General features: G+C 32.5%; 20 protein-coding genes. 6 read left to right on the top strand and 14 right to left on the bottom strand.

Annotated features, from left to right (window positions below; translation table 11 throughout):
- The first annotated feature begins 119 nt into the window (after nucleotides 1-119).
- Nucleotides 120-1,040: an OmpA family protein gene (locus AWE51_RS03460; RefSeq protein WP_066309508.1), complete on the top strand. Its 921-nt coding sequence runs from the start codon at nucleotides 120-122 to the stop codon at nucleotides 1,038-1,040.
- 13 nt (nucleotides 1,041-1,053) lie between these two features.
- Nucleotides 1,054-1,599 (top strand): hypothetical protein, encoded by a 546-nt coding sequence (locus AWE51_RS03455; RefSeq protein ID WP_066309506.1) that lies wholly within the window; start codon nucleotides 1,054-1,056, stop codon nucleotides 1,597-1,599.
- Between the two features lie 80 nt (nucleotides 1,600-1,679).
- Here AWE51_RS03455 and AWE51_RS03450 read toward each other — a convergent pair whose 3' ends face one another.
- The 13 genes from AWE51_RS03450 to AWE51_RS03390 all read right to left on the bottom strand — a co-directional run bounded on the left by AWE51_RS03450 (nucleotide 1,680) and on the right by AWE51_RS03390 (nucleotide 20,149).
- Entirely contained in the window at nucleotides 1,680-5,501 is a 3,822-nt protein-coding gene (locus AWE51_RS03450) for a fibronectin type III domain-containing protein (protein ID WP_066309499.1), read from the bottom strand.
- 197 nt (nucleotides 5,502-5,698) lie between these two features.
- A complete protein-coding gene (locus tag AWE51_RS03445; protein ID WP_066309496.1) occupies nucleotides 5,699-6,517 on the bottom strand; it encodes a prohibitin family protein in 819 nt (272 codons plus the stop codon).
- 19 nt (nucleotides 6,518-6,536) lie between these two features.
- A complete protein-coding gene (locus AWE51_RS03440; protein WP_066309493.1) occupies nucleotides 6,537-8,567 on the bottom strand; it encodes a vWA domain-containing protein in 2,031 nt (676 codons plus the stop codon).
- 8 nt (nucleotides 8,568-8,575) lie between these two features.
- Complete coding sequence (gene fabG, locus AWE51_RS03435; RefSeq protein ID WP_066309490.1) at nucleotides 8,576-9,322, bottom strand: 3-oxoacyl-[acyl-carrier-protein] reductase; 747 nt, start codon at nucleotides 9,320-9,322, stop codon at nucleotides 8,576-8,578.
- A 125-nt stretch (nucleotides 9,323-9,447) separates the two neighbouring features.
- Nucleotides 9,448-12,429: a M16 family metallopeptidase gene (locus tag AWE51_RS03430; RefSeq protein WP_066309487.1), complete on the bottom strand. Its 2,982-nt coding sequence runs from the start codon at nucleotides 12,427-12,429 to the stop codon at nucleotides 9,448-9,450.
- Nucleotides 12,430-12,594: 165 nt separating this feature from the next.
- Nucleotides 12,595-13,467 carry a succinate--CoA ligase subunit alpha gene (gene sucD, locus AWE51_RS03425; protein WP_066309485.1) on the bottom strand — a complete coding sequence of 291 codons (873 nt, stop codon included), beginning with the start codon at nucleotides 13,465-13,467 and terminating at the stop codon, nucleotides 12,595-12,597.
- 101 nt (nucleotides 13,468-13,568) lie between these two features.
- Nucleotides 13,569-13,976: a nuclear transport factor 2 family protein gene (locus AWE51_RS03420; protein WP_066309484.1), complete on the bottom strand. Its 408-nt coding sequence runs from the start codon at nucleotides 13,974-13,976 to the stop codon at nucleotides 13,569-13,571.
- The gene (locus tag AWE51_RS03415; RefSeq protein WP_066309481.1) at nucleotides 13,969-14,907 is read right to left on the bottom strand and encodes a UDP-3-O-(3-hydroxymyristoyl)glucosamine N-acyltransferase; all 939 of its coding nucleotides are present in this window, start codon (nucleotides 14,905-14,907) and stop codon (nucleotides 13,969-13,971) included. The genes AWE51_RS03420 and AWE51_RS03415 overlap by 8 nt, the downstream gene beginning before the upstream one ends.
- A 140-nt stretch (nucleotides 14,908-15,047) precedes the next feature.
- The gene (efp, locus tag AWE51_RS03410) at nucleotides 15,048-15,614 is read right to left on the bottom strand and encodes an elongation factor P (protein ID WP_066309478.1); all 567 of its coding nucleotides are present in this window, start codon (nucleotides 15,612-15,614) and stop codon (nucleotides 15,048-15,050) included.
- 49 nt (nucleotides 15,615-15,663) lie between these two features.
- Nucleotides 15,664-16,446 (bottom strand): acyl-ACP--UDP-N-acetylglucosamine O-acyltransferase, encoded by a 783-nt coding sequence (gene lpxA, locus AWE51_RS03405; RefSeq protein WP_066309476.1) that lies wholly within the window; start codon nucleotides 16,444-16,446, stop codon nucleotides 15,664-15,666.
- Nucleotides 16,447-16,470: 24 nt separating this feature from the next.
- Nucleotides 16,471-17,874 (bottom strand): bifunctional UDP-3-O-[3-hydroxymyristoyl] N-acetylglucosamine deacetylase/3-hydroxyacyl-ACP dehydratase, encoded by a 1,404-nt coding sequence (locus AWE51_RS03400; RefSeq protein ID WP_066309475.1) that lies wholly within the window; start codon nucleotides 17,872-17,874, stop codon nucleotides 16,471-16,473.
- The gene (gene lpxD, locus AWE51_RS03395; protein ID WP_066309474.1) at nucleotides 17,867-18,895 is read right to left on the bottom strand and encodes a UDP-3-O-(3-hydroxymyristoyl)glucosamine N-acyltransferase; all 1,029 of its coding nucleotides are present in this window, start codon (nucleotides 18,893-18,895) and stop codon (nucleotides 17,867-17,869) included. Before lpxD ends, AWE51_RS03400 begins: the two co-directional genes overlap by 8 nt.
- Before the next feature lie 24 nt (nucleotides 18,896-18,919).
- Nucleotides 18,920-20,149, bottom strand: coding sequence for an HD domain-containing protein (locus AWE51_RS03390; protein ID WP_066310943.1), 1,230 nt, complete (start codon nucleotides 20,147-20,149; stop codon nucleotides 18,920-18,922).
- Nucleotides 20,150-20,290: 141 nt separating this feature from the next.
- On the opposite strand from AWE51_RS03390, the gene porX reads away from it, so the two are divergent.
- The 4 genes from porX (at nucleotide 20,291) to AWE51_RS03370 (ending at nucleotide 24,022) form a co-directional block, all read left to right on the top strand.
- Nucleotides 20,291-21,841, top strand: a complete 1,551-nt coding sequence (porX, locus tag AWE51_RS03385) for a T9SS response regulator signal transducer PorX (protein WP_066309473.1) — start codon at nucleotides 20,291-20,293, stop codon at nucleotides 21,839-21,841.
- Between the two features lie 30 nt (nucleotides 21,842-21,871).
- On the top strand, nucleotides 21,872-22,279 hold the full coding sequence (tsaE, locus tag AWE51_RS03380; RefSeq protein WP_066309470.1) for a tRNA (adenosine(37)-N6)-threonylcarbamoyltransferase complex ATPase subunit type 1 TsaE: 408 nt from the start codon (nucleotides 21,872-21,874) through the stop codon (nucleotides 22,277-22,279).
- An 84-nt stretch (nucleotides 22,280-22,363) separates the two neighbouring features.
- Nucleotides 22,364-23,569, top strand: coding sequence for an alanine dehydrogenase (locus AWE51_RS03375; RefSeq protein ID WP_066309469.1), 1,206 nt, complete (start codon nucleotides 22,364-22,366; stop codon nucleotides 23,567-23,569).
- A 78-nt stretch (nucleotides 23,570-23,647) separates the two neighbouring features.
- The gene (locus AWE51_RS03370) at nucleotides 23,648-24,022 is read left to right on the top strand and encodes a DUF4258 domain-containing protein (RefSeq protein WP_066309466.1); all 375 of its coding nucleotides are present in this window, start codon (nucleotides 23,648-23,650) and stop codon (nucleotides 24,020-24,022) included.
- 3 nt (nucleotides 24,023-24,025) lie between these two features.
- Here AWE51_RS03370 and AWE51_RS03365 read toward each other — a convergent pair whose 3' ends face one another.
- Entirely contained in the window at nucleotides 24,026-24,547 is a 522-nt protein-coding gene (locus tag AWE51_RS03365; RefSeq protein WP_066309463.1) for a GNAT family N-acetyltransferase, read from the bottom strand.

Raw genomic sequence — 24,547 nt, 5'->3', positions numbered from 1 at the left:
CAGCTTAATTTTTTGCAATTAATCTTTTTTCTGTTATTTATTTTTAGAATTTAAAGTTCATAATAGGTTGATTATAAACATTTTTATAACTTTAAAAGACTAACACTAATCATTAACATATGAAAAACTTTATCTCACTGCTTATTTTTATACTATTTGCGTGGTTAGGAATATGGTGGTATTATTCTTGTAATTGGTGTATAAAAGATACTGGAAAAAGCACTACAGTTAACAAGCAAAAAAATGCCGAAGCTGAGGCTATTGCTAAAAAAGCATATGAAGACAGTATTGCGGCAGCTAACAAAGCTATTGGGCTTTTTGCTAAAGGTAGTGATGGTCAGGATATATTTACATACCCAGAAAATCTTCAAATTAACAACACTAATGGCAATGTTTTTATCCCAAGCAACTTAGGAGGTTTTATTGATCAAGTAGCCTTTTATCTAGGAGAGCATCAAGATCAGGAGCTAGTCATTACAGGATTAGAGAATTCCATAGAAAACAAAAATGAATCAGGACTCGGGATTTCAAGAGCAACGTATATCAAAAATGTTCTGGTAAAAGCCGGAATAAACCAAGATCGCATTGTTGTTAAGACTAAATCTGAAGATTATACCTATAATAATGATGGTATTTACAATGGAGGTATTCTTTTAAATTTTGGAACGTTGGATGAATCACGTCTTGCAGTTGTTGAAAAAAGTGTAGCAAATAGAACTCTATATTCTGGATTTGGTCAAAAAACTTTCAAACCCGATGCTACGCTGGTAAATTATGCTTTAGAACTTAAAAATTACTTAAATAAATATCCTAATAAGAATATTCAAATTATCGGACATACAGATAATGTTGGTAGTAATGAAGCAAATTTATGGTACGGACAAGAAAGAGCAAATAATGTAAAGAAATATCTTATTGCTCAAGGTGTTGAAGAGAATAAGATTAAAGCTTCATCAAAAGGAGAATCTGATCCCATTGCACCAAATGATAGTGATGAAAACAAAGCAAAAAATAGAAGAATAGAAATAATAGTAAACTAAATAAAATACAACTATGTTAGAATTTTTAAACGAAGCAAACTGGTGGTGTCTATTGATATTGTTGATCCTAGCCTTTTTACTAGGTTGGTTTTTATCAAGATGGGCACTAAAGGATAAGTATAGAAAAGAGCTTGATGATTGTAAAAAAGAGAATACTAAGTTAAAAAATGTAAGCAATGCGCATGCAAAAACAACATTTTCAAATCCAACCACACCAGAAACTAGTGCTTCAAACAATGACATAAAAGCGATAAAAACTAGAGATCATGGCGGAATCCCTGTAAGTTCTCAAAAACCAAGTAGCGACAAAAAACCAGAACTTGATTTTACGAGTTTTGGAAAAGCTGATGCCTCTCAAAAAGATGATTTAAAACTAATAAGTGGTGTTGGTCCTTTTATTGAAAATAAACTAAATGGCATCGGTATTTATACCTTTGAACAGATAAGTAAATTCACAAAAAAAGATATTGATACTGTTACAGAACTTATTCAATTTTTCCCTGGACGTATAGAACGGGATAACTGGAAAGATCAAGCAAAAAAACTGATGAAGGAGTAAGCCATTGGATACATTTGGAGTATAAAAAAACCGGACAAATGTCCGGTTTTTTTTATTTTAATATAAATAAGACTGTTATATTAATTTCTCACAAACGCTTTTACGCTTTTTTCAAAATTATCTGTTGTCATTTCCATAAAGTATGTACCTCTCGATAAATCCTGTATGTTAATGCTTCCATCATTTGAAGTTCCATTTCCTACAACTTGCCCTACCATATTCATTATCTTATAAGTTATAGTAGATGACGTCTGAGCTGTAAAATATAATGTATTTCCTGTTGCAGGATTAGGATACACTTTGAAGTTAAATGATAAATTTTGAATTTCATTTAAACCAGCAGTTGTAACATTAGATGTAGTTGTTGTTCCACAAGCACCAAGATTCACCCAACCTGTTGCTGTTCTTTCATATAAGTCTCCTCGAAAAGTAACTCTATCTCCAGCTACATATCCTTGACCAGTACCATTATATGGTGCTACACCTTCACAAATATCTGTAGGAGTACTAGTTCCTCCTGTTGAAAGAGCTATTGTATCTACAGCCATATCACCTTGCCAAGAACTTCCTGAAGTTCCTACGAAACGTAGTTGTACTGAATCACCCACATAACTTGTTAAATCAACATTTGCACTGTTCCATGGTGCACCTTGATCTCCAGATCTACTCCATACTTGAGTCCATGAAGCACCATTATTACTACTTGCTTCTAATTTTAATTCTCCAACAGCATTTCCTGTCATTTGATATCTAAATGTAAAGCTAGCAGCTGTTTCACCTGCTAAGTTAAAACATGGTGAATTTAAGATTGTAGTTTTACTTGGATTATTAGGGTTTGATGTTTCTACATATACATAAAAACTACCTTGATCTGCAGATGATGGCCCTGTACTATTTGATGGGGTACCTCCAGATTGACGAATCCAATCAAAATCATCTCCCGATCCTTGAGTCCAACCTCCTAATCCGCTTTCAAATCCTTCATTATAAGGAAAAGAAGATACTCCTGCTGTACATCCAGAGGTTCCCCCTCCGCCAGCGCTTGCTGTTGTAACAGCAACACTATTACTGTTTCCAGAAGTATTACCTGCTGCATCTGTTGCTCTTACTCTAAAAGTATATGAAGTATTAGCCGTTAGTCCAGATACTGTTGTATTTGTTCCTGTAACAGAACCAAGCACTGCACCATCTTGTAGTACTTCATATCCAGATACTCCAACATTATCGGTTGAAGCCGACCAACTTAAATCTACTGTTGTTTGCGTAGTATTTGACGCTGTTAAATTTGTTGGTGCAGATGGAGCCTGCGTATCAGCAACAGAATTAGATGTAAATGAACCTGTAAACACTCCACGACCATATGTAGAAGCTATAATTTTATTATTATTATCATCTCCATTAACAGCCCAATAATCAAATGATGTTACGCTTGCATCACTCATTCCATTATATGCTTGACTCCAGTTAGGATTAGTTGCATCAAAGTTTTTAGTAACCCATACTCCTAATTGAGTGGCTAATATAACCTCTGTTCTATCTAATGGATTTTGTAAAATATCTCTTACAGGGATATCTGGTAAATCTCCTTCTTTACTAGTCCAGCTTGTACCCCCATTAGAAGTAAGCCAAACACTGGTTACACCATAATTATGTATTGTTACCATGATATCATTTGCAGTAGCTCCTAGTCTAACAGAAGAAACTGAACCTACAAATGGTGTTGTAATTTCTGTCCAATTTGCCGAACCTACTCCTACTCCTGTAAGTCTTAAAAGACCTCCTGCTGCGGTTCCAACGTACCATGTCGCGTTTGCAAATGGAGAAGCAATAAATGCAGTTGGTTTACTTGTTAATAACGCATTAGTAATATTTGCATTACGATTATTTGCAACATCGATTGTTTTAATAGCAAAAGTACTTGTGTTATCTGCATTACGTACCGTAGCATTTGACAATAAATAGTCACGATCACTATCATATCCCATCTGATTCACAAAATCTCCAGAATTTTCTCTTAACAATGTGGTTGCTCCACCTTGACGTCTGCCTCTACCATCCCATGGTAGATTAAATCTATAAATATTGTTATTTGTAAAGGTAGCGGTCATATACTCACCATCTTTATCTACAAAAGTATAGAAACCGTCACCATCAGAAAGTTCTTCAGAACCATTAATTCCTGCGGAAGCGTTTCTAAATGCCTGTGATCCGTTATCCTGTGCTCCAGCAGAGAAAATACCTACAACATCACCAGTACCGTTAGGTCCTATTCCGGCTTTAACATATTGAGTTACATTATAGTTGTTATTTCTAGCACCAAAAACATTTGAACTTGATGCTGTAGATAAACTAGAGGCATAAAATATACCACCATCATTTCCAAAAATTGCCTGATTAGAATTTCCGGGTCTAAAAGTCATTGCATGTTGATCGGCATGAACCAAAGAAACTGGTAAACTAGCTAAACCTGAATTGTTTGACCATTTCGAGATTTGAGACCAAGAATTACCACTATTTGTAGATCTAAAAAGATCAATACCACCTACATATACTATATCATCATTATTAGGATCTGCCTCTATCATTAAATCATAAAACGCTTGTCCTCTTGTAAAATCATTATCAGGAATTCCTGCATCTGCATCATTTGGTAATGCTGTCGCTGTCACGTTTCCAAATTTATTGGTTGTTCTATAGATATGTATAGGATCTGAAACCCCTTGAGTCAGTGCATAAATTTTATTTGCATCAGTAGTAGAAGTTTCTAATTCAACTCTATTTGCATCTGCTAAAACGGTAACCTGAGTCCATGTTGCACCGTTAGTTGAGCTAAATACTCGTCCACCACCATCTCCTCCAATTCCCGGAGTTGTTATAGTACCCATCCATAATGTATTATCTGCTCCAATTTCAAAATCATTTGGAATATATGAATAGTCTGTACCTCTAAAATCAAATCTCATGTTTGTAGATTCAATTCTGTTCCAAGTACTTCCACCATCAATTGAGCGATACAATCCTGCAGTTTGAAAACCTAACCAGTTTGCTGGTCCGGCTGCATCACCATATGAGTGTGCTCCTACTCCAACGAATAATTCTGTACGATTTTGAGCTGTATTATTCCAAGCTACGATGTCATTAACATAAAAAATACCTGAAATAAAAAGGTTATTAGCGTTAAAATTAATGTTTCCGCCACCTGCAGCAGGAATGGTAAGTGCTTGCCAGCTACTACCACCATCTACAGAACGATAAACCCCATTACCTACTACATCACCTGCAGTATACTGCTCTCCGGTTCCCATGTACCAAATATTTGAATTTCGAGGATCCACGGTAAGAGAAGTAACAGATAAATTACCTGGGACATTTTGTACTCTACTCCATTGAGAAGTAGAAGAAGTAATATTATTATTAACCCATAAACCACCACTAACTCCACCAGCATACACTCGTCTATTACTGCTGTCGTTAGGATCAAAAAGGATGGCTCTAGTACGACCACCAATATCATTTGGCCCTCTTTCTATCCAAGGGTTACTTTGAGAATCACCGGGAGCGCTTTTAGCGTTTCCTCTTTTTGATTTCAATTCTTTTTGAAGGTTTTGAATATTTTCTGGTGATGTTTTACCAGTTTGTGGATTAATTGTTAACTCCCACATTTGTTCGAAATATTGTTTAGGAGGGAGTCCTTTAGCTTTTCTTTCTTTTTTAGTAAGTTTAATAGTCTCTTTAAATGGACTATTTGCTAAATGTTCTGAATGTTGCTTTCTTAAGCTAACAATGTCTTCTTGATTGCTACTTTGTTTTTCATCATTTTTATTCCGGGGAGGTAATACTAATAGAGATAAAGTAACCAAGCTTAAGCCCACTATACATGAGCCAACTAATTTTTTAGTCATATTATTAAAGTTGAGTTTGAGGTTTAAAAGTAGTATTTTTATGGTGTTTAACCTATTTTTAACACATTAATACTTAAATTTTAACATTTCAACTATCAAATTAATATTCCCAAAAACCCTCTAAAAATAAGGATTTAAATAAAAAAACTGCTTATTTAATTAAATAAGCAGTTTTGTACTAAAATTGTGTGTAAATTTTATTGATTTCCTAAAATTAGAGGCATCCCATCTTTTCCAGATCCAACAACAATAACTTTTGCATTAGGAGATTTAGAAAGCTCTAATGTAGCTTCAATACCTTTTTCTTTAAGAATTTTATCCGTTAGCGAAGCACTTAAAATTGTATTTGCAGCAGCTTTACCTTCTGCATCAATTCTTTGTCTTTCTGCTTCTTTTTTAGCTTTTTCAATTCTGAATTCATACTCTAAGGATTCTTGTTCTTGTTTTAATTTACGTTCTATCGCTTCTTTTATAGCTATTGGTAAGGTTACATCTCTTACTAAAACAGCGTTTAATTGAACATATTGACCATCTACTTTCTTTTTTGTTTCTTCAAAAATTTCATTTTGTATGGCATCTCTTTTCGTAGAATATAATTGCTCTGGTGTATATCTTCCTACTACACTTCTAGCTACTGCACGAATTTCAGGAACAATAACGATATTAAGGTAGTCTTCACCTTTAGTTTGATGTAGTAAACCTAATTTTTCCATTTTAGGTTGATATAAAACAGATACATCTAAAGATATTTCTAATCCATTAGACGATAATACCTGCATTTTCTTTTCGAAAACTTCTTGTTGTTTAGTATTGTATACATAAACCTTATTCCACGGTGCTATGATATGAAACCCCTCTCCTAGGGCAGGTTCATCCGTTACTACACCTCCGCCAAAGGTTTTAAATAAGACTCCTGCTTCTCCATAACCTATATTAACCGAAGCTTTTGAAATAAAGACAATTAACAATACAATAATAATAAGAATAGGTAATCCTATTTTTGGTAATCTTTCCATAATAATTTTGAGTTTAATTTTAAATAAGTCCGTTATATTTTCTTGCAAACCATTCTATCGCAAGTAACAAAATAACTATTGCTAGAAGATATTTCCAATCTATTAAAGATACTACATTTTCTTTGCTTTTCTGAATCACTTGGTACCGCTGATCTTGTATCAAACTATTCATTAAATCATCTTGCTGATCTAAATAACTTATCTTTCCATTTGTATTAGTAGCAACTTGCTTAAGTTTTGTTACATCAGCATTAAGAAATTGTTGTTCTACATTATACTCTAGTACTGCAAAACTTCCTGATCTTGCTATGTTTTCACCAATAGCGGTCACTGTATATTCGTAATTACCAGTAGATAAATTACTCAAATCAACTTCATATGAGTTGTTTTTAAGAATCATTGGTATTGTTTGTGTAGCTTCTGAATCTGTATTCTTAATAGTAATACGTAAATTACCTCTTCTGTCGAATTCATAGTTCTTGGTGAAGTATTCTGCCTTAATCTTAATATTTGCATTACCATAATAAAAAGATTCTGAAGTTGTATTTAATCTACTTTTTCTCTTACTGGATGCTAAATATTGTACAATTTTCCCAAAAAAATCATCAAAACTTTCAAATCCCTGAGTATTTAGATAATTTTGTGCACGCCAACGCCATATACCTTCTCCAAACAACACCCCTTCACGCACTCCGTTTTCTTCTATCGTAATTAATAAAGGTTCTTGGGTTTCTATATTACTAATTGTTCTAAACAATAATGTGTCAAAATTTACATTAACCTTTATTTCTCCGAAAGCACCAACAAGCGGAGGATAATTTTGAAAACCTATATCATCAAACAAAAATGATCCGTAATTACTATTAAATTTTGGAATGTAATACTCGCTTTGTCCAGTAATTTCTTGTCTATATTTATTCTGTATTCTATTAATAAATCCCCAATCTGTTTTAGCCCCAGTTATTGTAAAATAATTCTTTTTCGAAGCTTTTAATTTATCATACAAATTTTTAAATCTAGCGTTAGGCTGATATAAAACAACTAATTGATAATCTTCTAAAGCCTGTATTTCTGAAGGTCTTTTGATAGTTAAATCACGCCTTTCATTACTTTCAATACTTTTTTTAAATGCGCCCAGATCTGGATGTGAAATATCACTCACTATCAACACATTGGTTTTTTGATCAATAACTTCTACTGCAAAAACTTTACGGTTATTGATTCTATTTTTTTCATTGGCCAACGGAATCAGTTGCGCCGTATATTTTTGTACACCTGCATTATTTGCTGGTAAGCTAAAGTTTATTATTGTAGAATTATTTTCTTCAGAAAATGAAATATCTTGACTATACAAGACACCATTTCCTGATTTAATTTCGAATTTACTCTTTACTTCTTGATTGCCTGAATATGTAAGAATAACTTCTACCGGAAACTTATTTTTTAAATATGCGTACCGATTTACATTTAATTGTTGGATTTTAGTGTCTACGACTGTTGTTGTATCACCAATTACAACTGGGTATACTGCCTGCTTATACTTTTTACTGGTATACTGATAATCTTTGCCATAGGTTTGATTACCATCTGTTAATAATAATGTAGGGGCAATAGTGTTTTTATAAATCTGATTTAAGTCTTCTAATGTTTTTGAAATATTAGTTTGCTTTTCTAAGAAAGAAAAATTCAGACTATCATTTAATTCAGAAGAAAATGTATAATATCTAATATTAAATCTGTTGTTGAGATCTTTATGTTCTTCTAATTGTTGAACAAGTTGACTAACTTCTTGTTCTTGCTTAAGATGTTTGATAGATGCTGAGTTATCTATAGCAACAACTAATGTTGGTTTTTCTGTATAATATGTGTTTTTTTTAAAAGTTGGATTAATCAATAATACTAATAGAGAGAAAACACTTAAAAAACGTAAAAAAGCAAAGAATAGATTCTTCTTTTGTCTATTCTTTGCTTTATACCAATATTGAAACAAGGCTATTACCATTGCTATGATAAAAGCTGCTATAATCAATAAAATAGTTTGTGTTTGCATTCTTAAAATCAAGTAAGCATTCCGCCATCAACAGGAATTACTTGCCCTGTTATATATGCACTTAAATCACTAGCTAAAAATAAACAAGCGTTTGCTATATCTTCTGGAGAACCTCCTCTTTTTAGTGGGATTGCATTTCTCCATCCTTCAACAACTTTTTCATCTAGTTTTGCAGTCATTTCGGTTTCGATAAAACCTGGTGCAACAACATTACTTCTTATATTTCTCGATCCAAGTTCAAGAGCTACCGATTTAGAAAAACCGATAATACCAGCTTTAGAGGCTGCATAGTTAGCTTGCCCAGCATTACCTTTAATACCGACAACAGAGCTCATATTAATAATACTTCCTTTGCGTTGCTTAAGCATAGTTCTCTGTACTGCTTTAGTCATATTAAAAATACTCTTAAGGTTTACCTCTATTACTTTGTCAAAATCTTCTTCGCCCATACGCATTAAAAGATTATCCTTTGTAATACCAGCATTATTTACCAAAATATCAATACTTCCAAAAGTTTCTAATACATCTTTAGCTAGCTCCTGTGCCTGATCATAATTAGCTGCATTACTTTGATAACCTTTTGCCTTGATACCTAAATCATTTAATTCTTTTTCTAATTTTTCTGCAGCTTCTACTGAAGAACTATATGTAAAAGCAACATTGGCCCCGTTTTGTGCAAAAACTTCTGCTATACCCTTTCCTATACCTCTTGTGGCACCTGTGATAATAGCCGTTTTTCCTTGTAAAAGATTCATTCGCCTTAATTATTTTTGTGTTATTTAATGATTAGATCAAATATAAGAATTACAAACTGGTGACCAACAATAAACCCTGTGATTTCTCACAGGGTTTATTACAAAATTTTTCTAAAAATAAAATTTTAAAGCTTAACATCTTTACTTTCTTTTTCATAGTTAAAAAGATAATCTATATCCATCTCTTTAACTTCTCCTAACTTAGACAACGATTTAAAATCTATATCTTTTTTATTACCAATAACTAGAACATTATAATTCTCTCCTTTAATGTTCTTATTAAAGAATAGTTTAAGATCGTCTAGCGTCATGTTTTTAATTGTATTATATATTTCTTCTCTATTATCATTATCGATTCCTCTTTTCTTAAGGCTTTCATAGGTCCAAAAAATACTTGATTTTGTTATTCGCTGAGCTGCAATCTTCTTCAAAGTAGCTGTTTTAGCTTGATTAAATTGCTCTTCTGCTTCTGGCATGTTTGTCATTAACTCCATCATTGCATCTACAGCCTGAGGCATCTTATTTGCTTGTGTACCAATATATGCATATACGACATCTGATTTTCCTTTCTCTGAAGCTTGTGCATATGATGAAAAAGCAGAATATGCCAATGATTTTGATTCTCGAATTTCTTGAAAAACTATCGATGATAATCCTCCACCAAAATAAGTATTAAACAATCTAGAAGCAGCCATTTTTTTAGGATCAAATTCTGCACCTTTGGCTAACAACAACATTTCACTTTGAACCATATCATAATCTACAAAATACACATTACCTCCAGTTTCCTTTTGAATATAGGTTGTCTTTTCAGGGTAATCTTGTAATGATCCATCAACAACATGATGTTTATCTAATGATGCTATTGCTCCATCTAAATCTTTACCATAATAGAATATACGTTGTTTAAAATTACGTAATTCTTTTATTTTACTTACTAAATCCTCTGGATTCATATCTTTTAATTCAGAGATAGAATAAATATTACGCAATCTTGAATTTTCTCCATATTGTCCATAACTCATAAGTCCAGACCACAGTATATTTCCTTTTTGAGTTTTACTATCCTGTCTTCCTTTTAAGATTTTATCTACATATTTATCATATGTTTCTTGATTTGGAACAGCGTTATTCCAAAGATGCTCTAATAAAGTTAAACCTGCGTCAAGATTTTCTTTTAATCCAGAAATACCAACATAAGTTTTATCAGCAGATGCATTTACATTATAGCTAATTCCTATTTTATAAAACTCTTGCTTTAATTGTTCAGGTGTATACTTATCTGTCCCTAGATAATCTAAATATCCTGCTGCTAAAGATACTTTACGATCATGATCTCGTCCCATATCAAAAATAATATTAAGACTAAAAATATCATTGTTTGGGTTTTCTATATAAGAAACCTCTAGGCCGTTACTTGTCTTACTTTCTTTAATTGCCGTTTTATAATCAATAAACTGCGGTGTTAAAGCTACAGGTTCTACCTTATTCAATTCTTTTAGAAAAGCGGACTCTTTTCCTCTATTCAATTCTATTGGCGTGATACCTGGCTTATCTACTTTTACTATATTTTTATCTTCGCCCTTAATCTTATGTACTTCTACGTAATTATTAGCATAAACCTTATTTGCCAAATCAACTACTTGTTGCTTTGTAATTCCTTTCATTTTGTCTAACATTTCTAAACGACTTTTCCAGTCTTGAAAACCTATAAAAGCATTTAGATATGAGTAAGCGGTAGAAGAAGCATTTTCATATTGTTGAATTTGCGATAATCTAAGATCATTAATCACGGCTTCTATTAACCAATCTTCAAACTCTCCTTTTTTTATCTTCTCTACTTGTGCTAATAAAAGTTCTTTAACTTCATCTAAAGTCTGATCTGCTTTTGGCGATCCGTACAAAATATGAAACCCATAATCATTATCAAAATTTGTAAATGATGAAGCATTTTGTACCAATTGTTTTTGGTTAAGATTTAAATCTATCAAACCTGCTTGCGCATTGGCTAACATATAATCAATTAATGTTATCATGATCTCTTGTTCAGATCCTTTTCCTTCTGTTCTAAACGCTACATAAATAGACTCTGCTGTTGGTCCGTAAACTTCTTTTTTAATCGGAGAAGTTATTGGAGCCTCTGCCTTAAATGTTGGATGCTCGACTTCCTTTTTTTCATACCCTCCAAAAGCATCATTAACCTTTTTGATTGTAGTATCAAAATCAATATCCCCTACTAAAATAACTGCCATATTGTTTGGCACATAATACTTGTCAAAATATGCATGAATCGCTTCCATAGAAGGATTCTTTAAATGTTCTGATTTACCAATAGTAGATTGAGTACCATATGGGTGATTAGGAAATAACCCTTCTAGTACTGCAAAGTATTGCTTACGACCATCACTATCTTGGCCTCTATTAAATTCTTCATAAACTGCCTCTAACTCTGTATGAAACAAACGTAGAACCAACTGACTAAATCGTTCACTTTCTACCGTTAACCATTTGTCTAATTCGTTTGTTGGTATTTTATTTACATAAACCGTTTGCTCATTAGATGTAAATGCATTTGTTCCTTCTGCACCTAAGGATGTTAACATTTTGTCATATTCATTGGCAATAGATACCTTTGATGCTTCTTGAGAAACTTCATCAATTTTTTTATAAATCTCTTTTTTCTTCTCTGGATCGGTTTCTTTTTTATGTTCTTCGTATAAATCAGAAATTTGTTTTAAGAACACTTTTTCCTTTTCAAAATCCTGAGTTCCTATCTCATCAGTACCTTTAAAAACCATATGCTCTAAATAATGAGCTAAACCTGTATTATCTGCAGGGTCATAAGTCGAACCAGCTCGCACAGCAATTAATGTTTGAATTTTAGGTTCTTCTTCATTTTGACCTAAATATACTTTCAATCCATTATTTAAAGTATATAAACGTAATCCTGTAGGGTCATTTGTAACCGTCTCATACGTAAATCCTGCTGCGTCTGTATGTTGTTCTACAGCAATTTCTTTAGATTCATTTGTTTTTGATGATGAATCTTTACAATTACTTAGTAGCATTGTCAATGACAACAATAAAAAGGTGTTTAATAATTTCATATGTCCAACTAAATTTATTTTATTTTTTCACAGTGTAAAGAAGTAATATTAATCTGGGAAAGAGTAGAATTATTTTAATTTTTAATAAATTTTTAACATTTGTTTTTTTTCAAAAAAAAACCCCTAAGTACGTAACTTAGAGGTTCTGATATCTTGTTAAAGCTATTATCCAATAACTTCTGCTACTTTTTTTCCTATTTCTGCTGGAGAATCAACAACATGAATACCACATTCTCTCATAATAGCTTTTTTAGCTGCAGCAGTATCTTCGCTACCGCCTACTATTGCTCCTGCATGTCCCATTGTACGTCCTGCTGGTGCAGTTTCACCTGCTATAAACCCAACTATTGGCTTAGTAGTACCGCTTTCTTTTATCCATTTTGCAGCATCGGCTTCAAGCTGTCCACCAATTTCACCAATCATAACAACACATTCTGTTTCAGGGTCATTTACTAAAAGCTCAACTGCTTCTTTTGTTGTAGTACCAATGATAGGATCTCCTCCGATTCCAATTGCAGTAGTAATTCCTAAACCTTGTTTTACAACCTGATCCGCCGCTTCATATGTTAATGTTCCTGATTTAGAAACAATACCAACTCTACCTTTCTTGAATACAAAACCTGGCATAATACCAACTTTTGCTTCTCCAGGTGTAATTACTCCCGGACAGTTAGGTCCAATAAGTCTACATTCTTTACTCTTTATATAATCTGAGGCCTTGATCATATCAGCCACAGGAATACCTTCTGTAATTGTAATAATAACTTTAATACCAGCATCTGCTGCTTCCATTATAGCGTCTGCAGCGAACGCAGGTGGCACAAAAATTATTGTAGTATCAGCACCTACTTCTTTAACAGCATCTTCTACCGTATTGAAAACAGGTTTATCAAGATGTACTTGTCCTCCTTTACCAGGAGTAACTCCACCAACAATATTAGTACCATATTCAATCATTTGCGTAGCATGAAATGTACCTTCACTACCTGTAAATCCTTGAACAATAATTTTTGAATCTTTATTTACTAAAACACTCATTGCGTTATTATTTTTTTAATTTCTTTTAGAGTTTCAAAAGTAAGCTTTTGTATACTATCGTTAAAATGAAAATCAAAAAAAATTTCTTTTAATATTATTTATTATTGAGAAATAAATGACTTCATACTTTCTGGGGTATTATCACCTTGTTGACTAATTTGGTACCCTTTATAAAGTTTACCTTCCTTAAGTTCCCAAATAGCAATAAAATGAGCAATAGCATCCTCTTTATCAGGGTTTTCTATAGTTTTTGCAAAGTATGTATATCGAATTGAAACTTGGTTTTCTTCTGCAATAAGATGACTAATCTCACACCTAAACGTCTCAAACGACACAGCCATGTCGGTAAACATCTTTTTAATATCTTCAAAATTTTTCTTGCTGAACCCAAAGCTACTATTCCAATATAGCTCTATATCAGGATGTAAATACTTCGAAAAAGCTTCAGCGTCGTGTATTAGATCAGCTTCATAAAAAGACTTTACTATATCCTTTCCTGTTTTACCCATTCTCTTTTAATTTTTCTATTAGATCAGGAACTTGCCTTATTGCTGCAATTTCCTTGTATTTTTTCCTAAAATCATCTGCTGGTGTTCCAAAGTAACTTTTATTTCCTGGTAAAGATTTACTTACACCCGATTGGGCCGAAATAATAGCTTTCTTTCCTATAGTTACATCACTGGTGATACCTACTTGTCCCCAAATAGTAACTTCATCCTCAATAACCACACATCCAGCAACACCAACTTGTGATGCAATTAAACATTTTTTACCAACTACAGTATCATGCCCGATATGCACTTGATTATCAATCTTCGTTCCTTCTTTAATTGTAGTATCTCCTGTAACCCCTTTATCAATAGTACATGACGCTCCTAAATCGACATTATTTTCTATAACAACTCTTCCTCCAGAAAGCAACTTATCAAAACCTTCGGGTCTATTTTTATAATAAAATGCATCTCCACCTAGAACCGTTCCTGAGTGGATTGTTACATTATTTCCGATACTTGTATTGTCATATATACTAACATTAGCATGAATAAGGCAATTATCACCAATAGTAACATTATTACCTATAAAGCTTCCTGGTTGTATAATTGTATTTTTTCCAATTTTAGCCGAACTTGAAATTAGACTATTTGATTTTTCAAAAGGTTTGAAATAATTAGTTAATAAATTAAAATCTCTAAAAGGGTCATCAGAAATCAACAAAGCTTTCCCTTCTGGACACTCTACTTTTTTATTAATCAACACGATTGTAGCAGCACATTGTAGAGCCTTATCGTAATATTTAGGGTGATCAACAAATACAATATCTCCAGGAGTAACTACGTGAATCTCATTCATTCCTAGTACAGGAAAATCAGGATCCCCGATGTATTCGCTAGAAATTATAGTCGCTATTTGCTGTAATGTATGTTTTTGCGGAAATCTCATTTGGTTAATTGAAAATATTAATCTTTAGGATTAATACGTTAATTTTTTATGTTTTGCACAAACTTATATTTATAAAACAATAAAACCAAAGGTTTTGCCTTTGGTTTTTAGAGTTATTCTATTTTAATAGTCTATATTAATTATTCTTTAATACGTTCTTTGTAAGTACCTTTTTCTGTTTCAACTTTAATTTTATCCCCTTCATTTATAAATAGAGGTACCATTACTTCTGCTCCTGTTTCTACTGTAGCCGGTTTTGTTGCATTTGTTGCCGTATTTCCTTTTACACCAGGTTCTGTTGCTGTTACTTCAAGAATTACGCTTGCTGGCATTTCTACAGATAATGGCATTTGATCTTCAGAATTGATTATCACGGTAACTACTTCTCCTTCTTTTAATAATCCTGGAGCATCTAAAGAAGACTTTTCTAAAGTAATTTGATTATAATCTTCAGTATTCATGAAGTGATATGTATCTCCTTCGGCATACAAATATTGAAATTTATGTGTTTCAACTCTAACATCTTCAATCTTGTGCCCTGCAGAAAATGTATTATCAACCACTTTTCCTGTAGTAACACTTTTAAGTTTAGTTCTAACAAAAGCAGGTCCTTTTCCTGGTTTCACATGTAAAAACTCAATAATTTTATAAATGTCGTGGTTGTATTTAATACACAATCCATTTCTGATATCACTTGTACTTGCCATTATTCTATTTCTTTATTTTGCTGTTATTATTACTTATCGACTTATTCTCTTAATTTGAAAAATAGCCTTTCATAATTCCTCTTTGAGAATTTTTAATAAATTCTAAAACTTCATCTCGCTCAGGTGTAGCTTCCATTTCTGCTTCGATAATAGCTACTGCTTGAGTGTTATTATAATTTTGTTGATACAAAATTCTATATATGTTCTGTACTTCTCTAATTTTTTCTGTTGTAAATCCTCTTCTTCGTAAACCAATAGAATTAATTCCTACATATGATAATGGTTCACGAGCTGCTTTTACATATGGAGGAACGTCCTTACGAACCAATGACCCACCTGTGACAAAAGCGTGATTTCCTATACTACAAAATTGTTGTACTGCTGCCATACCTGCAAGCACTACATAATCACCTACATTAATATGTCCTGCTAGTGTACTATTATTTGAAAATATACAATTATCCCCAACAATACAATCATGTGCAATATGGCAATAAGCCATGATCCAACAGTTTTTACCAATTTTGGTTTTCATTCTATCGGCTGTACCTCTATTTATAGTGACACATTCACGAATAGTTGTATTGTCTCCTATTTCTGTTATCGTATCTTCGTCATTAAATTTCTTATCCTGAGGTGTTGCAGAAATAACAGCTCCCGGAAAAATACTACAGTTTTTCCCAATACGGGCACCTTCCATAATCGTTACATTAGAGCCTATCCATGTACCCTCTCCTATTACTACATTATTATGAATTGTTGTAAAGGGTTCTATGACAACATTTTTTGCAATTTTTGCTCCCGGATGAACATATGCTAAAGGTTGATTCATTGGTTATGTTTATATTTTATTAATTTATTTTGATTTGACAATTTGTGCCATGAGTTCTGCCTCGGTGACTAATTTACCATTAGCATAGGCAAATGCTTGCATATGACATATACCTCTCCGAATTGGTGTTATTAATTCTAATTTAAAAATCAAAGTATCACCAGGTAATACCTGTTGTTTAAATTTTACCTTATCTATCTTCATGAAATAGGTAAGATAATTTTCTGGATCAGGTACTGTACTTAAAGCTAATATACCCCCTGTTTGTGCCATTGCCTCTACTTGCAATACTCCTGGCATAACGGGTGCTCCAGGAAAATGTCCTACAAAAAAGGGTTCGTTCATGGTTACATTCTTTAAACCAACCACATGTTTATCTGACATCTCTAAAATCCTATCTATTAATAAGAATGGTGATCTATGCGGTAACATATCCATTATCTTATTAATATCCATTAACGGAGGCTTAGAAAGATCAAACTGCGGAACTTTATTCCTTTTTTCAATCTTTATTATTTTTGAAAGTTTCTTGGCAAATTGGGTATTTACAAAATGACCTGGTTTATTTGCTATTATTTTACCTTTAATCCTAGTTCCGATAAGTGCTAAATCACCTATAACATCTAATAACTTATGTCGTGCAGCTTCATTAGGATAATGTAAAGTAAGGTTATCTAAAATACCATTTGGTTTAATTGCTATAGAATCTTTTCCGAAAGCAACTTTAAGTTTTTCCATGGTATTTGGACTTAACTCTTTATCAACATAAACAATGGCATTATTTAAATCGCCTCCTTTTATTAATCCATGCTCTAAAAGCATTTCTAATTCGTGTAAAAAGCTAAATGTTCTTGCATCGGCTATTTCTGTTTTAAAATCAGAAAGTCTTTTTAAAGATGCATTTTGGGTTCCTAAAACTTTAGTCCCAAAATCAACCATTGTAGTTACCTGATATTCTTCTGAAGGCATTACAATAATTTCACTTCCAGACTCTTCATCTGTATATGATATTACATCTTTTACGACATACTCTTCTCTTTCTGCATCTTGCTCGACTATATCTGCTTTTTCTAAGGCCTCGATAAAAAACTTACTAGAACCATCCATAATAGGTGGCTCTGATGCATCTAGCTCTATTAAAAGGTTATCAATTTCTAAACCAACACAGGCAGCCAGAACATGCTCAGATGTTTGGATACTAACCCCATTCTTTTCAAGATTTGTGCCTCTTTGTGTATTTACCACATAATTAGCATCTGCTTCAATGATAGGATTTCCTTCTAAATCAACTCTGCAAAATGCATATCCATGATTTTCGGGTGCAGGTTTAAAAGTTAACGTTACTTCTTTTCCTGTATGTAATCCTACTCCAGTAAGGGTTACTTCCTTTTTAATGGTTCTTTGTTTGCTTACAACAACATCACTCATTATTACTTATCTTTTTCTCTAGTTTGTATACTCTATCTACTATTTTAGGTAGATTTTTAAAATGTACATATGATTTATTGTAATCCGAATATCCTAAAGCAGGAGATCCTTGAATAGCTTCACCATCTTTAATATTTCTTCCAATACCTGATTGTGCTTGTATTCTTACTTTATTGCCTATAGTTAAATGTCCAGCGATACCTACTTGACCTCCAATTAGGCAATACTTACCAATCTTAGTAGATCCAGCAATACCGGTTTGTGCTGCAATAGCAGTGTGTTCTCCTATTTCAACATTATGAGCTATTTGTATCTGGTTATCTAATTTAACGCCTTTACGTATGATAGTAGAACCTAATGTAGCTCTATCTATTGTTGTTCCTGCACCAACATCTACATAATCTTCTATAATAACATTACCTGTCTGCGGAACTTTACTATATTCTCCTTTTTCATTAGGTGTAAATCCAAACCCATCTGCTCCAACTATTGCACCACTATGTACGACGCAACCCTTTCCTATTACAGTTTCTGAATATATTTTTGCTCCTGAAAAAACGACAACATCATCTCCTATTGTAACATTATCACCGATATATACGTTAGGATAAATTTTAGCATTTTGACCAATCTTTACATTTTCTCCTAAATAAGAAAAAGCTCCAAAATATATATTATCACCATAAGAAGCCGTTTCTGAAATAAAGCTAGGTTGTTCTATCCCGCTTTTATTCATCTTAACCATATTATAGTACTCTAATAATTGAGAGAAAGCTTTGTAGGCATCTTCAACTCTAATTAATGTGGTCTTAATACCTGATTCAGCTTCAAAGGATTTATCTACAATAGTAATTGAAGCATCTGTTGAATATATGTACTGAGTATATTTAGGATTGGACAAAAAAGTAAGTGACCCTTTAGTTCCTTCCTCTATTTTAGCTAGCTTAGATACTTCAACGGTCTCATCACCTTCAATTTCACCGTTTAAAATACCCGCAATTTGTGTGGCTGTAAAAATCATTCTAGCAAAAGTATAAAAAATGTGTTAATGTTTGTACTTTGGAGAGCACATAAAATATTTCTTAACAGGTTTTGACAAAGCCTCAAGATTATACTCATCTGTTGCTTCGACGATATCAACAATCTTTCTTGATTTAAAAAGAATATTTATATTCTGTTTATTTTGATGATAAGCTTGATTCGAAATTGTTCCCTCAAAAACAAAATAACGTGCATCTTCATCAGAAATTTGATATTTATCTTTTATTTTTTCAATCTGTTTTTGTTTACTTTCCGTTTTAAAAGGCTTTTTCTTGATTTTTATTTTCAACAAATCTCTCTCTATAATCATTGCTGATAATGTTTTTAATACAAAATCATCAGAATACACCCATTCTTTCATTGCAGAAACTACATCGTAGTCGTCTAACCTTGAAAACAATTCTAGTACTTCTGGTGTAAAATTATCAAATGTAATTCTGTTTTCTAAAAAAAACGATAATGCCTTGCTAGCCGGCAGTTTTACTCCACTATTAACAAGTTCTTTTGCTCTCTGTAAAACTCTTATCAATAAATTCTCGGCTACCAAACTCGTCTTATGCAAGTAAACTTGCCAATACATCAATCTCCTGGCTAATAAAAATTTCTCAACAGAGTAAATTCCTTTTTCTTCAATAACTAATTCATCATTTACAACAGTAATCATAGTGATTAATCGTTCACTATTAATATTACCTTCGGATACTCCTGTATAAAAACTATCTCTTTTTAAATAATCTAATCGATCCATATCCAATTGTCCAGAAATTAACTGATGCAAAAAGTTACGATCGTATTCTCCTTTAAAAATTTGAATAGCAAGCGTTAAACTACCGTTAAATTCTTCATTAATTTTCTCCATAAACATCAGAGAAATTGATTCGTGATTAACTTCGTTTACTATGCTATGTTCCATTGCATGTGAAAAAGGACCATGTCCTATATCATGCAATAAAATTGCTACATATAATGCTTCTTCTTCTTCTTCAGAAATGTTAACCCCCTTAAAACGAAGAACTCTCACTGCTTTCTGCATTAAGTGCATACAACCTAAAGCATGATGAAAACGTGTATGATGTGCCCCAGGGTAGACTAAATACGATAATCCCATTTGAGAGATGCGTCTTAATCTTTGAAAATATTTATGTTCTATAAGATCAAAAATAAGTTCATTAGGTATGGTAATAAAACCGTAAATTGGGTCGTTTAATATTTTTAGCTTATTTCTTTTTTTCAAGTTTACTTTACTTTTACAAAAGCAAATATACATATATGCAGTTCATATAGAACATTTCGAACCAAATTTAAGTCGGCTGGCAATATAAAAACATAGAGATAAGTTATACATTGAATTTTCAGATAATTAAAATTAGAATTAATGAGTAAAATAAAGATCCTTTGGGTAGATGACGAAATTGATTTACTTAAACCACATATATTATTTTTAGAGAAAAAAAACTACGAAGTTACCAAATGTCAAAGTGGAACTGAAGCTATAGAAATTATAGATGACCACAATTTTGATATTATTTTTTTAGATGAAAATATGCCTGGTCTCTCTGGACTAGAGACTTTATCTGAAATTAAGGAAAAGAAAGATAGTATTCCTGTTGTCATGATCACTAAAAGTGAAGAAGAATACATCATGGAAGAAGCTATTGGTAGTAAAATAGCAGATTACCTTATCAAACCCGTAAATCCAAATCAAATATTATTAAGTTTAAAGAAAAACTTAGATAACTCTCGTTTGGTTTCTGAAAAGACCACATCAAACTATCAACAAGAATTTAGAAAAATTGCTATGGATATGGCCATGGTGAATTCTTTTGAAGAGTGGTCAGAATTTTATCAGAGATTATTGTATTGGGAAATGCAATTAGAAGATATCGAAGATACGGGAATGTTTGAAATTTTAGAATCTCAAAAAACAGAAGCAAACTCACAATTCTGTAAATTTATAGACAAAAACTATCCAGATTGGTTTGATGGCAAAAATCATCCTCCTGTAATGTCTCATACATTATTTAAGGAAAAAATAATGCCCGAGATTAGCAAGGATCAACCTACATTACTAGTTGTTATTGATAATCTAAGATATGACCAATGGAAAGCTTTTGAACCCACTGTTAACAACTACTACAAAAAAGAAAGAGAAGAACCATATTACAGTATTTTACCTACAGCAACTCAATATGCTAGAAATGCAATTTTTTCAGGTTTAATGCCATCAGAGATGAAAAAAAGACATCCTGATTTGTGGTTAGATGATACTGATGAAGGTGGTAAAAACATGCATGAAAATGACTTTTTGACTGCACAAATTAAACGTTTGGGCATGAATATCAAACACGAGTATTACAAGATCACTAATGAAAGGTCTGGTAAAACACTAGCTGCAAATTTTAAAGGATTAAAGGACAATGATCTTACGGTAGTAGTTTATAATTTTGTGGATATGCTTTCTCATAGTAAAACCGAAATGGAAGTTATTAAAGAATTAGCTTCTAATGATAAATCATATCGATCTCTTACCCAAAGCTGGTTCAAAAACTCTCCATTATTAGAAATGATACAGCAGGCACAACAAATGGGCTTTAAATTAATCATTACCACTGATCACGGAACTATAAATGTAAAAAACCCTTCTAAAGTCATTGGCGATAAAAACACAAGTTTAAATCTTAGATATAAAACAGGAAAGAGCTTGACCTATGAAAAAAAGGAAGTTTTAGAGGCTACAAATCCAAAAACTGTACATCTTCCGTCAATAAATATGAGCAGTTCTTTTATTTTTGCCAAAGGAGATTATTTCTTTGCCTATCCAAATAACTATAATCATTATGTTAGTTATTATAGAAATACCTACCAGCATGGTGGCGTTTCTTTAGAAGAAATAATTATTCCATTTGTAGTTTTAAATCCAAGATAGTATTTCACTTTCTTGAAGTATACTTAAAAAATGACCATAGAATATACTCTTGAAGATCTTCCTATTGTAGCTAAACAAATATTGACCAATGTAAGTACAAAAATTGTTTTGTTTGATGCTGATATGGGAATGGGAAAAACAACATTGATTAAAGAAATATGTAAACAACTTGGGGTTCAGGATATCATTTCTAGCCCCACATATTCTTTAGTAAATGAATATGATACCGAAACAGGGCCTATTTATCATTTTGATTTTTATAGAATTGAAGATGAAGAAGAAGCATATCATATTGGTTTTGAAGAATATCTAGATAGTAATAATTGGGTTTTTATAGAGTGGCCAGAAAAAGTATCAAACATACTTCCAAAAGACGTTTCTATAGTAAAAATCAACCTTTCGAATAATGACAAAAGAATACTTTTATTAAATAGTTAAAGTAAAACTTGGTTTTTAAAAATTTAATACTATTTGTTTTGTTGGCTTTTTTATTCGTAATTTGAGATACAGAATTTCACACAAATGAGTACATCCAAATCTCCTTTTACCAAAGAACAACTTCTACCACAGGAGGAAATGATTGAAGTTGCGCCTAAAAAAGGAAAATTGTTTATCGGAATCCCAAAAGAGACAAGTTATCAAGAAAAGAGGGTATGCCTTACTCCAGATGCAGTTGCAGCATTAACCGCTCATGGTCATAGAGTTTTATTAGAAACCAATGCAGGCATTGGAGCTAGTTTTACAGACAGAGATTATAGTGAAGCTGGAGCAGAAATCACTAATGATAGAACTAAAGTATTTGGGTGTCCTATTATACTAAAAGTAGAACCGCCGTCTCTGGAAGAACTTGAACATGTAAATCCGCAAACAGTTTTGATATCGGCTTTACAGTTAAAAACACAATCTAAAGAATATTTTCAAGCCTTAGCTAAAAAAAGAATTACTGCCTTAGGTTTTGAATTTATCCGAGATGCAGATGGTGCCTACCCTGCCGTAAGAGCATTAAGTGAGATTGCAGGGACCGCTGCGGTACTAATTGCATCAGAGTTAATGAGTAGCGCTACCACATCTCAAGGATCAGGACTAATGATGGGTAATATTAGTGGTGTACCCCCCGTAGAAGTGGTTATTTTAGGAGCCGGCACAGTTGGTGAGTTTGCTGCTCGTTCTGCAATAGGGTTAGGCGCTAATGTAAAAGTATTTGATAATTCTATTACCAAATTGCGATGTATCCAGACTAATGTAGGAAGACCTTTATTTACCTCTACAATTCAACCTAAAAATCTACTAAAAGCATTACGCAGATGTGATGTGGTTATTGGAGCGGTAAGAGGAAAAAATCGAGCTCCCGTTATCATCACAGAAAACATGGTAGAATGTATGAAAGCTGGTGCAGTTGCAATTGATGTAAGTATTGATATGGGCGGATGTTTTGAAACCAGTGAAGTTACATCTCATGATCACCCTACATTTATTAAACATGGTGTTTTACATTACTGTGTACCCAACATTCCATCGCGATACGCCAGAACATCTTCATTATCCATAAGTAATATTTTTACTCCTTACCTATTACAAATTGGTGACGAAGGAGGTATAGAAAATGCTGTAAGATTTGATCGAGGTTTAAAAAATGGATTATATTTTTATCACGGTATTTTAACCAGTAAACCCATTGCAGATTGGTTTGATTTATCTTACAGAGATATTAATTTATTAATTCTTTAAAAAACCGGATAACTCTATAAAATCCTTATCATTTATTCAATAAACTTTACTTACTTTTGGGCTCATATTTTTTAACATATGAAATTAGCTCATCGTTTATTTTACTACTTAGGTGGATTTGGAATTGGACTTATATTGTTATTTTTCTTTTTAGGAGGCAAAAAAGCATCATGTGACTATGGCCCATCATCAAGAGTTTTAAAAAATATCAGGATAAAAGAGAGAGTCTTTTCGAAAATGGTTCAAAATAGTATTCAAACAAACCAAATTGATACAGCAGATATATCTTATCTTTTACTTGAAGGAGATGTCGATTTTTCAAAAAGTAATACGAAACTGGATTCTTGTAGGACTTATTTTATAGAAGGCCTTGTTAAAGAGAAAATAATATCAATGCTAATTGAAAACTGCGATTCTATTGCTCGAATTAACACTATACAAATCTCAGAGTAATTACTACAGTTTTTTACGCATAGCCCAAAACTCAAAGGTTTCCTCGCCGATAGTAAAATTATGCTCTCCTACCATATCGTAACCTTTGCCTTTATAAAACATTACCGCTTCTTTTTTAATTTTTAAATTAGACAACCACAAATTAGTATACTTTTTTTCTGTTACCGTCTGTATAATACATTCATGAAGTTTACTACCAATACCCTGACCTTCATACCCTTTTAGCAAATAAATGCGATGTAGTTTACATGTGTTTTGATCTTTAATAAATTCTGAAGGCGAGTCCAATTTTAGTTTAGCATACCCAATAGCTTTAGCTCCTATTTTATCATATACTAACCAATATACGTTTTCCTGTTTTGCCAAACTGTTTTTTATTTTTTCGGTAGAAAAAGAAACATTTACATAACTATCAAGATTAGTCTTTTCTTTAAAAAAACCGCCATAAGACTCTATAAAGGTTTCCCTTCCTAAAAGAGAAACTTGCTCAGTATCGTCTATTGTTGCCCGCCTAATTTCAATCAT

It is taken from the genome of Aquimarina aggregata (assembly GCF_001632745.1).
In the GTDB taxonomy this organism is placed as follows: Bacteria; Bacteroidota; Bacteroidia; order Flavobacteriales; family Flavobacteriaceae; genus Aquimarina; species Aquimarina aggregata.
The sequence above is the reverse complement of the archived record's forward strand: the minus strand, read 5'-3'. Positions and strand labels throughout refer to the sequence as shown.

What these genes read in the sequence shown, in the direction of transcription:
- AWE51_RS03460 (WP_066309508.1), top strand. Translation starts at nt 120, where the DNA reads ATGAAAAACTTTATCTCACTGCTTATTTTTATACTATTTGCGTGGTTA.
- AWE51_RS03455 (WP_066309506.1), top strand. Translation starts at nt 1,054, where the DNA reads ATGTTAGAATTTTTAAACGAAGCAAACTGGTGGTGTCTATTGATATTG.
- AWE51_RS03450 (WP_066309499.1), bottom strand. Translation starts at nt 5,501, where the DNA reads ATGACTAAAAAATTAGTTGGCTCATGTATAGTGGGCTTAAGCTTGGTT.
- AWE51_RS03445 (WP_066309496.1), bottom strand. Translation starts at nt 6,517, where the DNA reads ATGGAAAGATTACCAAAAATAGGATTACCTATTCTTATTATTATTGTA.
- AWE51_RS03440 (WP_066309493.1), bottom strand. Translation starts at nt 8,567, where the DNA reads ATGCAAACACAAACTATTTTATTGATTATAGCAGCTTTTATCATAGCA.
- fabG (WP_066309490.1), bottom strand. Translation starts at nt 9,322, where the DNA reads ATGAATCTTTTACAAGGAAAAACGGCTATTATCACAGGTGCCACAAGA.
- AWE51_RS03430 (WP_066309487.1), bottom strand. Translation starts at nt 12,429, where the DNA reads ATGAAATTATTAAACACCTTTTTATTGTTGTCATTGACAATGCTACTA.
- sucD (WP_066309485.1), bottom strand. Translation starts at nt 13,467, where the DNA reads ATGAGTGTTTTAGTAAATAAAGATTCAAAAATTATTGTTCAAGGATTT.
- AWE51_RS03420 (WP_066309484.1), bottom strand. Translation starts at nt 13,976, where the DNA reads ATGGGTAAAACAGGAAAGGATATAGTAAAGTCTTTTTATGAAGCTGAT.
- AWE51_RS03415 (WP_066309481.1), bottom strand. Translation starts at nt 14,907, where the DNA reads ATGAGATTTCCGCAAAAACATACATTACAGCAAATAGCGACTATAATT.
- efp (WP_066309478.1), bottom strand. Translation starts at nt 15,614, where the DNA reads ATGGCAAGTACAAGTGATATCAGAAATGGATTGTGTATTAAATACAAC.
- lpxA (WP_066309476.1), bottom strand. Translation starts at nt 16,446, where the DNA reads ATGAATCAACCTTTAGCATATGTTCATCCGGGAGCAAAAATTGCAAAA.
- AWE51_RS03400 (WP_066309475.1), bottom strand. Translation starts at nt 17,874, where the DNA reads ATGAGTGATGTTGTTGTAAGCAAACAAAGAACCATTAAAAAGGAAGTA.
- lpxD (WP_066309474.1), bottom strand. Translation starts at nt 18,895, where the DNA reads ATGATTTTTACAGCCACACAAATTGCGGGTATTTTAAACGGTGAAATT.
- porX (WP_066309473.1), top strand. Translation starts at nt 20,291, where the DNA reads ATGAGTAAAATAAAGATCCTTTGGGTAGATGACGAAATTGATTTACTT.
- tsaE (WP_066309470.1), top strand. Translation starts at nt 21,872, where the DNA reads ATGACCATAGAATATACTCTTGAAGATCTTCCTATTGTAGCTAAACAA.
- AWE51_RS03375 (WP_066309469.1), top strand. Translation starts at nt 22,364, where the DNA reads ATGAGTACATCCAAATCTCCTTTTACCAAAGAACAACTTCTACCACAG.
- AWE51_RS03370 (WP_066309466.1), top strand. Translation starts at nt 23,648, where the DNA reads ATGAAATTAGCTCATCGTTTATTTTACTACTTAGGTGGATTTGGAATT.
- AWE51_RS03365 (WP_066309463.1), bottom strand. Translation starts at nt 24,547, where the DNA reads ATGATTGAAATTAGGCGGGCAACAATAGACGATACTGAGCAAGTTTCT.